Here is a 13,640-nt window from a genome sequence, read left to right as displayed (position 1 = left end):
ATGGAAGGCTGGCGTTGCGGCCAGCCTTCCTTGGTTTGTTTTCAGTTTAGCTCAACTCTTCTACTTTCTCGGTAGCCTTGGAGCGTAGCTCACGCACGGTCGCTCCGGTCTGCCACAGCTCCGAGTCGCGCACTTCCTTCAGCTCGGCTTCCAGCTCCTGGCGGTAGCCGGGCGTGGAGCCACGCTGGATGGTGCGGGCGGCCTCCTGGCCCGAGGCTACGCTGTCGTACAGCTCGTTGAGCACAGGTAGGGTAGCCTCGCGGAACTTGCCTTTCCAGTCGAGGGCGCCGCGCTGTGCCGTTACGGAGCAGTTGCTGAACATCCAATCCATGCCGTTTTCGCCCACCAGCGGCACCAGGCTCTGGGTGAGTTCTTCCACGGTTTCGTTGAAGGCTTCGGAAGGGGAGTGGCCGCGCTGGCGCAGCACCTGGTACTGAGCCTCGATGATGCCAGCCAGAGCGCCCATCAGCACGCCCCGCTCGCCGGTGAGGTCGGAGTACACTTCGCGCTTGAAGTCGGTTTCGAACAGGTAGCCCGAGCCCACCCCGATGCCCAAAGCAATAGCCTTTTCGTAGGCGTGGCCGGTGGCATCCTGGTACACGGCAAACGAGGAGTTCAGCCCACCGCCGGCCACAAACAGGCGACGCAGGCTGGTGCCGCTGCCCTTAGGTGCTACCAGCACCACGTCCACGTCGGCGGGCGGGATGATGCCGGTCTGGTCGTTGAAGGTGATGCCGAAGCCGTGCGAGAAGTACAGCGTTTTTCCGGCCGTGAGCTTGGCTTTCAGCGTGGGCCACACTGCAATCTGACCGGCGTCGGAGAGCAGGTTGGCAATGATGGTACCGCGCTCCGCTGCTTCTTCGATGTCGAACAAGGTTTCACCTTCCACCCAGCCATCGGCTTCGGCCTTGCTCCAGGAGGCGGAGTCGCGGCGCTGCCCGATGATGACGTTGAAGCCGTTGTCGCGCAGGTTCAGCGCCTGGCCGGGGCCCTGCACGCCGTAGCCAATCACGGCAATGGTTTCATCCTTGAGAATCGTGCGGGCTTTTTCCAAAGGAAATTCGTCGCGGGTAACTACGTGCTCTTCTACGCCGCCGAAGTTGATGGTTGCCATGATGGTTGGAGGTTGAGTGGTTGAAGGTTTATTGTGATTGATTCGTTGGTTGTTGGCGACGTTGGTGCTACATCGAAAACACTTTGTCTCGACTATTGAGGTAGTCGTTTTCGCTGACCTCATGGCCGGGCTCGATGCGCTCAAACTCGCGCAGCTTGTGGTGGAAGCCTTCACTGCCCTTGATGATGGCAATGCGGGCCGAGCGCACAAACTCGATGAGGCCGTAGGGCTGCAGCACCGCCAGCAGCTTGTCGGTTTCTTCGCGGTGGCCGGTGGTTTCAAACACCGTGTAGTCCTTGCGAATGACCACGGCCCGGGCGCCGTGCTCCCGCAGCAGCCGCTCCACCAGGGCCCGCTCGGCAATGACGTCGGTGGGCACTTTGTAGAGGGCCATTTCCTGCCAGATGACGTCCTCGTTGGGGTTGAAGTAGACCTTGAGCACTTCCACCTGCTTTTCAATCTGGCGGGCAATCTTGCGCACCACTTCCTCCGTCTCCACAACCACAATGTTGAAGCGGTGAATACCTTCGATTTCGGAAGGGGAGGTGTTGAGGCTTTCGATGTTGATTTTGCGCCGCGAGAAGATGATGGCAATGCGGTTCAGCAGCCCCACCTGGTTCTCGGTATACGCCGTGATGTTGTACTCGCGCCGGTCGATTGGTTGCTGGTGCATAAGGGGGAACTTGTGTTGTCGTTGCGAGCCGGTGTCTTGATGCGCCACCGGCTCGCAACGACATTTACTTAAGCCGTATTTCGCCCACGCCGCAGCCCTGCGGTACCATGGGGAAGATGTTGTTTTCGCGGGTGACCATTACCTCCAGCAGGAAGGAGCCGGGGTGTTCGAGCATTTCGCGCAGGGCGTTTTGCAGCTCGGGGCGGGCATCCACGCGGCGGCCGGCTATGCTGTAGCCCTGGGCCACGGTCACGTAGTCGGGGCTGGCAATGTCCACGAAGGAGTAGCGCCGCTCGTGAAACAGCTCCTGCCACTGGCGCACCATGCCCAGAAACTGGTTGTTGAGCAGCAGGATCTTCACGTTCACGCCCGTCTGCATGATGGTGCCCAGCTCCTGAATCGTCATCTGGATGCCCCCGTCGCCGATGACGGCTACTACCGTGCGCTCTGGCGCCCCATACTTGGCCCCGATGGCGGCGGGCAGCGCAAAACCCATAGTGCCCAGGCCCCCGCTGGTGATGTTGCTGCGGGTGTGGTTGAGCTTGGCGTACCGGCAGGCCACCATCTGGTGCTGGCCTACATCCGTCACAATGATGGCCTCACCCTGGGTCAGCTCGTTCAGCTGCTGAATCACTTCGCCCATGGTCAGCTCGTCGGAGGTCGGAAACAGCTCGTCCTGAATGACGGCCGCAATTTCCTCGGCATCGTGCTCCGTGAAGCGCTGCCGCCACTCGGGGTAAGTGCGGGCCTGCACCAGCTGCGTAAGCAAGGGCAGGGTTTCCTTGCAGTCGCCCCATACCGGCACGGTAGCCGCCACGTTCTTGTCGATTTCCGTGGGGTCGATGTCGAGATGAATCACCTGGGCCTGGCGGGCGTACTTGTCGAGGCGGCCCGTTACCCGGTCGTCGAAGCGCATGCCAATGGCAATGAGCACGTCGCACTCGTTGGTCAGCACGTTGGGGCCGTAGTTGCCGTGCATGCCCAGCATGCCCACGTTGAGCGGGTGGCCGGTGGGTAGGGCGCCAGCACCCAGAATCGTCCAAGCCGCCGGAATGCCGCTTTTCTCAATGAACTGCCGGAACTCCTGCTCCGCCTGGCCCAGCAGTACGCCCTGCCCCCAAAGCACCAGGGGCCGCTTGGCCTGGTTGATGAGCTCGGCCGCCTGCGCTACGTACTCAGGCCGCACAATGGGCTTGGGGCGGTAGCTGCGGATGTGGGTACAAGGCTGGTAGGGCGCGAAGTCGGCCTTCTGAATCTGGGCGTTCTTGGTGATGTCGATAAGGACCGGACCGGGGCGGCCGCTGCGGGCAATGTAGAAGGCCTTAGCCAGCACCTCGGGGATTTCACTGGCGTCCGTCACCTGGTGGTTCCACTTGGTAATGGGTGTGGTGATGTTGATGATGTCGGTTTCCTGGAAGGCATCGGTGCCCAGCAAGTGCGCGAATACCTGCCCCGTAATGCACACCAGCGGGGTGCTGTCAATGAGGGCATCGGCTAGGCCGGTGACGAGGTTGGTGGCACCGGGGCCGCTGGTGGCGAAGACCACGCCCACCTTGCCCGAAGACCGCGCGTAGCCCTGGGCCGCGTGAATGCCGCCCTGCTCGTGGCGCACCAGCACGTGGTTCAGCTGCTCCTTAAAGTCGTAGAGGGCATCGTAGATCGGGATGATGGCGCCGCCCGGATACCCGAAAATGGTGTCTACGCCTTCGGCCAGCAGGGCGTGCAGCGTAGCCTCAGCGCCGGAAAGCGTGCGGGTAGCTGGCGTTGCCGCGGCTACGGCCGCCTCAGGCGAGGTCGGCACGGGCTGGGGTTGCTCTTGCGTGTACATGGTCTTCCTCGTAATCGGTGATACAGCCGCGGCTCGCGTCGCTCACGGTGCGGATATACTTCAGCAGCACGCCCTGTTGCACGCTGGGCCGGGGCCGCTGCCACTGCTGGCGGCGCACGGCCAGCTGGGCCGCGTTTACCTGCACATCAATGGTGTTGGTGCCGGCATCCAGCACAATCCAGTCGCCGTCTTCCACCAGGGCAATGGTGCCGCCGTCGTAGGCCTCCGGGCACACGTGGCCGATAACGAAGCCGTGCGTGCCGCCCGAAAAGCGCCCGTCAGTAATCAGGGCCACCTTGTCGCCCAGCCCCGCGCCGATGATGGCGGAAGTGGGCTTGAGCATTTCGGGCATGCCGGGCCCGCCCTTGGGCCCCACGTAGCGAATCACGACGACGTGGCCGGGCTGAATCTTGCCCTGCGTAATGCCTTCGTTGAGTTCTTCCTCGGAGTTGAACACCACGGCTGGGCCTTCAAACCGCAGGCCTTCCTTGCCGGTGATTTTGGCCACCGCGCCTTTGGTGGCCAGGTTGCCGTACAGAATCTGAATGTGGCCGTCGGCTTTGATGGGGTTATCCAGGGGCCGCAGCAAGTCCTGCTCGGCGCCCAGGGGCTGCACGTCGGCCAGGTTTTCGGCTAGCGTCCGGCCCGTCACCGTCAGCAGGTCGCCGTGGAGCAGGCCCGCGTTGAGCATGGTCTTCATCACGGCCGGCACCCCGCCCAGCGCCGACAAATCTTCCATCAGGTACTTGCCGCTGGGTTTCAGGTCGGCCAGCACGGGCACGCGGTTGCTCACGGCCTGGAAGTCCTCCATCGTCAGGTGCACGCCGGCGGCGTGGGCAATGGCAATGAGGTGAAGCACGGCGTTGGTGGAGCCGCCCAGCACGGTGGTCATCACCAGGGCGTTTTCGAAGGCTTCGCCCACCAGAATGTCGCGAGGCTTGAGGTCCAGCTCCAGCAGGCGGCGCAGGTAGCCGCCGGCGTCGTGGCACTCCTGCTGCTTTTCGGCGCTTACGGCCGGGGAGGACGAGGAAAACGGAACACTCATGCCCAGCGTTTCAATAGCGGCCGCCATCGTATTTGCCGTGTACATGCCTCCACACGCCCCCGGACCCGGGCAAGCGTTGTGAATAATGCCTTTGTAATCCTCGTCCGATATCTGCCCCTGTAGCTTTTTGCCGTAGGCCTCAAAACACGAAACAATGTTGAGCTGCTGCCCTTTAAAGGTGCCGCCCTTGATAGTGCCGCCGTACACCATCAGCGAAGGCCGGTTGAGGCGGGCCATGGCAATGAGGGCGCCAGGCATGTTCTTGTCGCAGCCCATCACGCAGGCCAGGGCATCGTAGTTGTGGGCCCCGGCCATGGCCTCGATGGAGTCGGCAATGATTTCGCGCGAGACCAGGGAGTAGCGCATACCAGCCGTGCCGTTGGTGATGCCGTCCGACACGCCGATGGTATTGAAGCGCAGCCCCACCAGGCCCTGCTGCTGCACGCCGGCCTTCACCTGGTCGGCCAGGCCATTGAGGTGCATGTTGCAGGTGTTGCCTTCGAAGCCTGTGGAGCAAATGCCCACGAACGGCTTGCGCAAGTCCTCATCCGACAGCCCCGAGCCGATGAGCATGGCCTGGGAGGCCGGCAGGCTGTCGTCCTGGGTGTAGATGCGGCTGTATTTATTTAGAGTCATGTAGTTGAGAGCTTAGAGGTCAGAGCTTAGAGCCAAGAGGTTAGAGTAGGCTATGAGGAGAAGAAGCCGGAGAGTAGTTCCACAAGTCTAGGTTCTCACTTCTAAGCTCTCAGTTCTGACGGGCTGCCCGGTGACCAGGGCCTGGTAGTGACGGGCCAGCAGGCCACCGATGGTTTGTTGGAAAGGGGTGGAGAAGGTCACGTCATCGACTGAAGCCACGCCAATAACCTCGGCGGCGGTACCCGTCATGAAGGCGGCGGAAGCGGTACGCAGCTCCTCAGGCCGGAAGAACTGCTCGTGCACCGTGATGCCGGCCTCGCGGGCCAGGTCGATAATGGTGTTGCGGGTGATGCCGCGCAGAATGCTGCCCTGGGGCGCGGTGTACAGCTCGCCGTTGCGCTCGAAAAAGAAGTTGGCGCCGGGGCCTTCGGCCACGTAGCCGTGCATGTCCAGCAGCAGGGCTTCGTCGTAGCCCCGGCCCTTGGCCTCGGTGCTGGCGATGATGGAGTTGACGTAGTGACCCGAGACTTTGGCCTCAATGGGCACGGCTTTGGGGTTGGGCCGCTCGTAGGGCGAAATGGTGAGCCGCAGCAGTTGGTCGCCGAGGTACTTACCCCATTCCCATACCGCAATCAGCAGGTTGCCGGAGGCCGCGGCTTTCAAACTCATGTTGGGCGTGGCGGCATACACCAGGGGCCGAATGTAGGCGTCGGTGAGGTTGTTGCGCTCCAGCACTTCGTAGCTGATGCGGGTGAGCTCCTCTACCGAGTACGCCAGCGGCAGCCCCACGGCTTTACAGGAATAGTGTAGCCGCTCATAGTGCTCCTCAGCCTTGAAAATGCGCGTACCGGCTGGCGTCTGATAAGCCCGAATGCCTTCGAACACGGCATAGCCGTAGTGCAACGACTGGGCATAGACGCCGCACGTGGCCTGCTCGGCCGGCACAAACTCGCCATCCAGGAAAGCAACGGTGTCAGAGGTGAAGTACATGCGGGAGGCTGGCGGAAAAGGAGGAGTAAGAATAAAAAAGCCTTTCAGAGCACTAGGCTGCGAAAGGCTGCGGGCATAGCGGGTAACGCGGTTCCGTTCAGCCTGGCAGCGGCAGGGTAATGACTAGTCCGACGGAGGAAAAAAGCAGAGTCATGTGAGGCGAAAAGGGAAGACGACGGTGGAAGACGTACGAGGTACTGAGCTTGATTTTATTCGCTCGACGGAGTAAAAGCCAGTCGAACCGGGTTTAAGCAATGTGGCCGGCAGCATGCAAGGGCGCCAGCCCGCCGCTACCAGCGAAATAAATTGTGCCGACCAAGAAGTGGAAAAGTGCTCCGACATGTCATCTTTGCGTTGTTAGGATGTAAGCAAGTACATCAGTCACAGCAGGTAATTAAAACTTTCTCTCCGGTAACCTACTATTTCTACTATTTGCGCTTTGTTTGGTAAAGAACTGAAAAACAACAAGTTGATTTTTTTGTAAATACAATGCCCAACGAAAATACGGACCCGGTTTTTCAGCTCATCAAGTCCCTGACCCGCACCGAGAAGCGTCATTTCCGTTTGTTTGCCAACCGTCAGGGCTCGGCCGAAGGCTTGAAGTTCCTGCAGCTGTTTGATGCCCTGGACGGGCAGGAACGCTACGATGAGGAGCGGGTGCTGGCCCAGGTACCGGCTATCAAAAAAGTGCAAGTAGCCAACCTGAAGGCCAATTTGTACCGCCAGCTGCTGGCCAGCCTGCGCATGTACCACGCGGGCCACAACCTCGATATTCAGCTCCACGAGCAGCTGGACTACGCCCGCGTCCTCTACAACCGGGGCCTGTACCAGCAGAGCCTGCGCATGCTGGAGAAAGTGAAAACCGCCGCCCGCCAGGCCGAAATGCCGCACATTGTGCTGCTGGTGCTGGATTTTGAGAAGCTGATTGAAGGCCAGTACATCACGCGGAGCCTGCGTGGTCGGGCCCGGGAGCTTTCCGATGAGTCGTCGGAAGCCGTGGCCCATATTTCCCGGGAACATGAGCTGTCGAACCTGGCGTTGCGCATGTATGGCCGCTACCTCAAGATCGGGCACACACGCAACCAGCAAGACTACGAGAAGATTACGGCCTATTTCCGGGAAGGGCTGCCGACGCTGGACCCCCGCCAGGCCGGCTTCTTTGAGCAGTTGTACTTCTACCAGGCCCACGTGTGGTACTACACCATCACGCAGAACTTCCGGCAGTGCTTCCGCTATGCTCAGAAGTGGGTAGACCTGTTTGAGCACAACGAGCTGATGCGCGAGCAGCAGGCCATGCTCTACCTCAAGGGTATTCATAATCTGCTGGTGACGGCGCACAACATGCTGTACTATAGCAAGTTTGAGCAGGTGCTGGCGCAGCTGGAAGCCTACGCCGCCGACCCGGATCGGCGCACCAGCCCCAACATTGAGATGCTGCTGTTCCTGTACCTCTACACCAACCGCATCAACGGGTACTTCATGCGGGGCGAGTTCTCAGAAGGCCTGAAAATTGTGCCGTCCCTGCTCGAAAACATCGAGAACTTCCGCCTGCAGATGGACTCCCACCGGCGCCTGGTGTTCTACTACAAAATTGCCAGCCTCTACTTCGGCAGCGGCCAGCCCGACAAAGCCATTGAGTACCTGAACAAGGTTATCTACCTTAAAGAAGTTAGCCTGCGCGAGGATATTCAGTGCTTTGCCCGCATCCTCAACCTGATTGCCCACTATGAAGCCGGCCGCGACGAGTCCCTGGAGTACCAGATCCGGTCGGTGTACCGCTACCTGGGCAAGATGAACGACCAGCAGCAGATGCAGGAAGCCATTTTCCAGTTTCTGCGCGGCCTGGGTGATGTGGCGCCTTCCCAGCTGAAAGAGGCCTTCATTAAGCTGAAGGACAAGTTGATTCGCATTGCCGAAAACCCGTTCGAGCGGCGGCCCTTCCTGTACCTGGATATTATTTCCTGGCTGGAAAGCAAGATTGAGAACCTGCCTGTGCAGGACATCATCCGCCGCAAGTTTTCCCAGTTGAAGTAGTAAAGCGGGAAAAATGAGGGAATAGGTGCGTGTCGTTGTGCGCGGCGCGAAATAATCGGGCCTGGGCATCGTACGACGCCCTCTAAAATAGAAAGCCCCTGTCGTGCAGTGCACGACAGGGGCTTTCTGGTAAAGGCTGTAGCAGGGCTCAGAGGGCGGCTACGCTTCAATGGCACGTGACAAGGTAATCCGTCAGGTAGTTACCACTTCACCACCGGCTGGCCTTGCAGGGCCTGGGCGAAAAGCAGCGCGACCAGAGCAGCATAAATCAATGCCCCCAGCCAAGCGAGCAGTGCGGCCCGGCGCGGGAGGCGGCGGCTGAGCCACCAGCCCAGCAGGGGTACTACCTGCAGGGCGTGCATGCCCAGGAAGTGCGCAATGCGCAGGTCGCCGGCGCGGGTGCTCCAGCCCAGGCCGGGCAGGCCCGGGCCGCCGTCCGGGGCACCCACGGTATGCTGGTTCTGGCTGATCATCATTCCGCCCACCACGCTGCCTACCAAGAACAGCAGCAGGCCCAGGCGCACGCCCCATACATAGCCAGCCGGGCCATACGGGCGGTACCGCCAGGCCAGGTACACCGCAGCGGCGGTGGCTACTGTATTTACCATAATGGCCACGCCCATCAGGCTGAAGATTCCCGCATCCAGGGGCGTGGCGGCGTTGTAGTGCGAGGTGGTGCCACGGGCAGCTTGCGTAAAGATGCAGGCAATTTCGATGAGCATACACCCGGCTACCGTCCAGCTGATGTGCCGCACCGCGCGCTGGGCCAGGGCCGGTAAATCAGCCAGCAGCCAGCCCAGCGTCCATACATAGGCGGCCACCGACAGGCAGAATTTAATCGGCTTCAGCCACACCGGCGCCCCGGTCACCAGGCGGGTGTCGTAGGGCAGGAGCAGCAGCGCCACCACCAGCAGGGCCACCTGCAGCCACCCCGTCCAGGAAAGCACAGGGTTTACGCGGTGCAGAATGCGCAGCCAGCTGCGGATGCCGGCCGTTTCGGGCGTGGCGGCGGGGCGGGACGAGGAAAGTTTGAGCGGAAGGGCAGGCGTTGTCATAGCAGGAAAGGGTTAGCGGGATTGAGAAGCGGGTAAAGCAGCGGGAAAGGCGCGGCGCAGAATGGCGTACAGCAAAAAGCCAATGGGGCCGACCAGAAACGTGAGCAGCAGACACGGCACCCGCACGTACCACGGCAGCTGGCGTTGCTCAGCGTCCTGCACTTCCCAGATGCCCACGCACAAATCAAAGCAGAGGTAGTGCACCCAGCCCGCGGTAAGGGCCCACGGGTCCTGAAAAAGAGCCGCCACGCCGCCCAGGGTGCTGAAGCTGCCTTCCGTGGCCTGTGCCCCCAGGTAGTGCCCGATGAGCAGGGCGGCGTAGAGAGCGGCGAGCAGCAGGGGCCACAACCCACTGCGCACGAGGCGGCGCGTTACGGCCCACTGCGGAGCAAGCAGGAGCAGCAGCCAGGCCGGTAGCACGGCGGTATTGGCGACCGAAAACAGCGTTTCTGGGGTAAGAGTCATGGCAAGGGGGCTACGTAGATGATGAGGTAAAGCTAGGAGGTAGGCCGGCCGGTTGCCAGCGCAAGCGGGGCGAACCCGCAACCGGCCGGGGTAAACCGGCAGAACTCCCGGGCGAGGCGTTGGTGGGGCGTTGCAATGCCTCAGGCACTACTGCTTACCTTTGCTCCGTATGAAAGTGCTGCTTGGGAGTAGTTTGCTTTGGGTACTATGGGCAGGAGGAGCCGGACCGGCGGCCGCCGAAACTCCCCCCGATACCAGCCGGGTGCGCCAGTCGCACCGGCGCGTCGTGTTTCAGTTCGACCAGCGGTATTCCTTGCTTAATGGCGGTATTGTAGGCATCAATGGCCTGAAAGCCGGAATAGAGTGGCGTGGGCGCCTGCGCACCGGCCTAGGCATTTACCTGCTCTCCGACGGGGTACCGACCGACGTGGCGCTGCCGTCCTATCTGCCCCCCGGCACCCGCGACGAGCTGCGCTTTCGCTACGTAGCGGCCTACGGCGAATACGTGGTGGTGGGCACGCCGCGCTGGGAGCTGAGCACCCCCACTCAACTGGGTATAGGCCGCTACTACGCCCGCTACGAAAAACCCGACGGCCAGGTGGAGCGCACCCCCAAGCAGCTGATTTACATCCTGGAGCCTTCGGTGGCCGGGCACGTGCGCATTTTCCGATGGGTAGGGCTGGGCGCGGGCGGGGGCTACCGGCAGATGCTGTTTCAAGATAATGCGCTGGAAAGCGAGCTGAACGGCCCTATCTTCTTCGGCCGCGTGAAGCTTTTTCTCGGCGACTTATACAAGATTGTGCGCGGCCGCCAGCGCCTGTTTTCCCAGCAAGGACTCTGAGATTAATGTGGGTAATGTGCTGATGTGGAGGAATGTGAAAATGTGCTGAAGTGCCATTGATTCGCATCGTGGCGAGGAAGCACGGAGAAGCAATGCACCAAGCTCTGAGATGTGAAAAGCCCCTGATGTACGTACGTACGGACGTCAGGGGCTTTCTGGTAGAAAAATGGGTCGGTGCTGTACAGAACGGATTGCGTCGCTTCGCCTCGTCATGAGCACATGAGCACATTCTTCCACATTATCACATTAGCTTCAGTTGCCCCGGGCCGGGCGGCGCAGCACGAAGATGGTAGGGGCATTGTCTTTGGCGCTGGGCTTGGGCTGCTGGTACATCTGCACGACCTCCCAGCCCAGCTTGCCCATGTAGGTGAGGGCACTGACGTGGGTAGCAAATACCTGCAGCTTGCCGGCTTCCCGCTGCGACAGGGACCCGCCGCCCAGCTTCTCGAATCCGTAGCCGAAATCCACGAAAATATCCCCCCCGCGGCCTTTGGCATCGGGCGCAAACAGGTTGTCGGTGGTGAGCAGCTCGCAGTACTCGAAGCGTTTGGCATCCAGGGTTTGGGCTTGGGCGCGGCCAGCCCAGCAGCAAAGAGCCAGGAGAAAGATCAGGAGGAAATTACGTTTCATGGGAAGTGAGCAAGGGTCTGGTGAGAAAAAGAGAAGCCGGCTGAAAAGGTAGGCGTTGCGTGCCCCATTCCCTTCCCCAGCCGGCTTCTCAACAAGTTACTGCGCAACGCGCTAGTTCACATGCGGCAGGAACGAATACTTACGCCCGTACTCCAGCATCTGCTGGGCAAAGTCGGTGGGATATTCCACTTTTACGTCAATGATTTTGCCTTCCTGCTCCACGGGCACCAGCTTGGGCTGAATAAAGCCGGCGTAGGGCGCAATGCCCAGCTTCTGATAGCGGGCCAGCACCTGCTTGTGCAAGTCGGCATCTACTTTCACGCCGTAGGTTTCAATCAGGTTTTTAGCCGCGTTGAAGTCACCCTCGCTCGTGATGCGCTGGGTTTCGCGCAGCAGCTGCCCAAACAGATTGCGCAGCTTCTGGTAGTCGTTGATGTGGAAGAAGGTTTTGCCGTCGCGCGTGACTTGCTCAATCACCTTGTCCTTCTTGCCTTTCTCAAACACCCATTTGGCTACCATCTGGCGGTTGCGCATGTGGGCCTCCTCCACGGTTTCGCCGGGCTGCAGGCGCACCAGCTGGGTCATCAGGCCGCCGCGGATGTAGCTGTCGTATTCTGCCTTGCCTACTTCCAGGCTCGGCATCACGCCCAGCTGCACCAGCTTGTCGTCCATCAGATAATAGAGGGCGACGAGGTCGGCGCGGCCTTCTTCAATGGCGGAGGCGTAGTTTTTCAGCGTTTCCTTGGTGGTACCCACACCCTTGTTGATCTGCCCCGAAGCGTGCCCGATTACCTCGTGCATGTCGGTGTGCAGCTTGCCGGCCAGGGCACCGTACTGCCGGGCGCGCTTTTTCTCGGCCTCATCAAAGGCAAACTCGTCGAGCATGCCGCCGGCCGAAGCGCGGTCGTAGGCCTCCACAATGTTGCCCAGGTTTACCGACTTCGAGCCGTGCTCCTTACGAATCCAGGTGGCGTTGGGCAGGTTGATGCCGATGGGCGTGGCGGGGGCCGCGTCGCCCGATTCCACTACCGTCGTAATCACCTTGGCCGTGATGCCCACCACGTTTTTCTTGCGGTGCTCGGCTTTAATAGGGGAGTGATTCTCGAACCACTGTGCCTGGTCGCCGATGGTCTTGATGCGCTTGGTAGCCTCCACATCCTTGAACGACACGACCGACTCGTAGGCGGCACGGTAACCCAGCGGGTCGCCATACACCTCGATAAAGCCGTTCACCACGTCCGTATCCGAGTTCGTGTCATGGACCCAGGCAATGTTGTATTCATCCCAGAGCTTCAGGTCGCCGGTGCTGTAGTACTGAATGAGCTTGGTGAGGGCGGCGCGCTGCTCGGGCGTTTCGGCCACGTCCAGGGCCTTGTTCAGCCAGAACGCCACCTGCGTGAGGGACTCACCGTAGAGGCCGCCCACTTTCCAGGGCTGCTCCACGATGTTGCCCTGCTTATCTTTCACCAACCGCGAGTTGAGGCCGTAGGAAATGGGGCGCTGGTCGTTTTTATCGATTTTCTTGGCGTAGTACGCTTCGGCTTCGGCCTGGGTCACGCCCTGGTAGTAGTTGTTGGCCGAAGTTGTGAGCAGATCTTTGCCCGCTTCCTGATTTACGCGCTTGGCCGCTACGTTGGGGTCGAACAGCACGGGCGTCATGGTGGCCACAAACTGCGCTACCGTTTCGCCGGATAGTAAAGGCAGGCTGCGCTCCGGCGCACTTAGCACCAGCTCTTTGAAGTAAGCCGGCGTAAACTCGGGCAGCAGCTTGCGGGTGGAATAGTGATGATGGATGCCGTTGGAAAACCACACGCGCTTGGCGTAGGTGTTGAACTGCTGGGCCTGCTCTACCTGCTGGGTATTGGTGGTAGCGGCGCGGCGGGCCTGGTTGGTCTCCCAGAGGGCCTCCAGGGTGCGGCGCACCCGCAGGTTCTGGCTGTAGTTCTGGTCGTAGATGATGTCGCGCCCACTCAGGGCCGCCTCGTACAAGTAGTACAGCAGCTCTTTCTGCTTAGGTTCCAGGGCCTCAAAGCCGGGAACTTCGTAGCGCAGGATGCGCAGGTCGGCAAACTGTTCGCTTACTACCTGAAAAGGCTCGGCGGCTGGGGCTGCCGGGGTAGCCGGGGCAGCCGCGGCAGGGGTAGCCATCGTGGAGGCCGTGGCTTCGGCGGGTGGGGTGGCAGAGCTTACAGTGGCCGGGGTGGAGCTGGCGCAGCCGCTAAGCTGGGCGGCCAGCAGCAGGGCCGCAGCCGGAAAAAGCGAACGGGACATAGGGGAGGGAATGAAACAATCGGCTAGTCAGACCACTAGCTAACCGCAAAGCAACGCA

General features: G+C 60.9%; 11 protein-coding genes. 2 read left to right on the top strand and 9 right to left on the bottom strand.

What is annotated here, in order from left to right:
- Positions 1-46: 46 nt before the first annotated feature.
- The 5 genes from ilvC to HER32_RS04645 form a co-directional block, all read right to left on the bottom strand.
- Positions 47-1,114, bottom strand: a complete 1,068-nt coding sequence (gene ilvC, locus HER32_RS04665; RefSeq protein WP_168680903.1) for a ketol-acid reductoisomerase — start codon at positions 1,112-1,114, stop codon at positions 47-49.
- Between the two features lie 67 nt (positions 1,115-1,181).
- Positions 1,182-1,787: an acetolactate synthase small subunit gene (gene ilvN, locus HER32_RS04660; protein ID WP_149071871.1), complete on the bottom strand. Its 606-nt coding sequence runs from the start codon at positions 1,785-1,787 to the stop codon at positions 1,182-1,184.
- A gap of 64 nt (positions 1,788-1,851) precedes the next feature.
- Complete coding sequence (ilvB, locus tag HER32_RS04655) at positions 1,852-3,615, bottom strand: biosynthetic-type acetolactate synthase large subunit (protein ID WP_168680901.1); 1,764 nt, start codon at positions 3,613-3,615, stop codon at positions 1,852-1,854.
- Positions 3,572-5,296 (bottom strand): dihydroxy-acid dehydratase, encoded by a 1,725-nt coding sequence (gene ilvD, locus HER32_RS04650; RefSeq protein ID WP_168680899.1) that lies wholly within the window; start codon positions 5,294-5,296, stop codon positions 3,572-3,574. Before ilvD ends, ilvB begins: the two co-directional genes overlap by 44 nt.
- 87 nt (positions 5,297-5,383) lie before the next feature.
- On the bottom strand, positions 5,384-6,286 hold the full coding sequence (locus tag HER32_RS04645) for a branched-chain amino acid transaminase (protein WP_168680897.1): 903 nt from the start codon (positions 6,284-6,286) through the stop codon (positions 5,384-5,386).
- Between the two features lie 489 nt (positions 6,287-6,775).
- Between HER32_RS04645 and HER32_RS04640 the strand changes: the two genes are divergently transcribed.
- Positions 6,776-8,320 (top strand): tetratricopeptide repeat protein, encoded by a 1,545-nt coding sequence (locus HER32_RS04640; RefSeq protein ID WP_168680895.1) that lies wholly within the window; start codon positions 6,776-6,778, stop codon positions 8,318-8,320.
- 200 nt (positions 8,321-8,520) lie between these two features.
- Here HER32_RS04640 and HER32_RS04635 read toward each other — a convergent pair whose 3' ends face one another.
- Together HER32_RS04635 and HER32_RS04630 are read right to left on the bottom strand one after the other, a co-directional pair.
- Positions 8,521-9,375, bottom strand: coding sequence for a hypothetical protein (locus HER32_RS04635; protein WP_168680893.1), 855 nt, complete (start codon positions 9,373-9,375; stop codon positions 8,521-8,523).
- 12 nt (positions 9,376-9,387) lie between these two features.
- Positions 9,388-9,840: an ABA4-like family protein gene (locus HER32_RS04630; RefSeq protein WP_168680891.1), complete on the bottom strand. Its 453-nt coding sequence runs from the start codon at positions 9,838-9,840 to the stop codon at positions 9,388-9,390.
- A gap of 169 nt (positions 9,841-10,009) precedes the next feature.
- On the opposite strand from HER32_RS04630, the gene HER32_RS04625 reads away from it, so the two are divergent.
- Positions 10,010-10,681: a hypothetical protein gene (locus HER32_RS04625; RefSeq protein WP_149071865.1), complete on the top strand. Its 672-nt coding sequence runs from the start codon at positions 10,010-10,012 to the stop codon at positions 10,679-10,681.
- Between the two features lie 252 nt (positions 10,682-10,933).
- Here HER32_RS04625 and HER32_RS04620 read toward each other — a convergent pair whose 3' ends face one another.
- Positions 10,934-11,311: a hypothetical protein gene (locus HER32_RS04620; RefSeq protein WP_149071864.1), complete on the bottom strand. Its 378-nt coding sequence runs from the start codon at positions 11,309-11,311 to the stop codon at positions 10,934-10,936.
- A gap of 111 nt (positions 11,312-11,422) precedes the next feature.
- Positions 11,423-13,582 carry a dipeptidyl-peptidase 3 family protein gene (locus tag HER32_RS04615; protein WP_232066378.1) on the bottom strand — a complete coding sequence of 720 codons (2,160 nt, stop codon included), beginning with the start codon at positions 13,580-13,582 and terminating at the stop codon, positions 11,423-11,425.
- Between the last annotated feature and the right edge of the window lie 58 nt (positions 13,583-13,640).

The organism is Hymenobacter sp. BT18, from assembly GCF_012273015.1.
Classification (GTDB): Bacteria; Bacteroidota; Bacteroidia; order Cytophagales; family Hymenobacteraceae; genus Hymenobacter; species Hymenobacter lutimineralis.
The sequence above is the reverse complement of the archived record's forward strand: the minus strand, read 5'-3'. Positions and strand labels throughout refer to the sequence as shown.

Coding starts and splice junctions, on each gene's coding strand:
- HER32_RS04620 (WP_149071864.1), bottom strand. CDS start 11,311: ATGAAACGTAATTTCCTCCTGATCTTTCTCCTGGCTCTTTGCTGCTGG.
- HER32_RS04640 (WP_168680895.1), top strand. CDS start 6,776: ATGCCCAACGAAAATACGGACCCGGTTTTTCAGCTCATCAAGTCCCTG.
- HER32_RS04625 (WP_149071865.1), top strand. CDS start 10,010: ATGAAAGTGCTGCTTGGGAGTAGTTTGCTTTGGGTACTATGGGCAGGA.
- ilvB (WP_168680901.1), bottom strand. CDS start 3,615: ATGTACACGCAAGAGCAACCCCAGCCCGTGCCGACCTCGCCTGAGGCG.
- HER32_RS04630 (WP_168680891.1), bottom strand. CDS start 9,840: ATGACTCTTACCCCAGAAACGCTGTTTTCGGTCGCCAATACCGCCGTG.
- HER32_RS04635 (WP_168680893.1), bottom strand. CDS start 9,375: ATGACAACGCCTGCCCTTCCGCTCAAACTTTCCTCGTCCCGCCCCGCC.
- HER32_RS04615 (WP_232066378.1), bottom strand. CDS start 13,582: ATGTCCCGTTCGCTTTTTCCGGCTGCGGCCCTGCTGCTGGCCGCCCAG.
- ilvN (WP_149071871.1), bottom strand. CDS start 1,787: ATGCACCAGCAACCAATCGACCGGCGCGAGTACAACATCACGGCGTAT.
- ilvD (WP_168680899.1), bottom strand. CDS start 5,296: ATGACTCTAAATAAATACAGCCGCATCTACACCCAGGACGACAGCCTG.
- ilvC (WP_168680903.1), bottom strand. CDS start 1,114: ATGGCAACCATCAACTTCGGCGGCGTAGAAGAGCACGTAGTTACCCGC.
- HER32_RS04645 (WP_168680897.1), bottom strand. CDS start 6,286: ATGTACTTCACCTCTGACACCGTTGCTTTCCTGGATGGCGAGTTTGTG.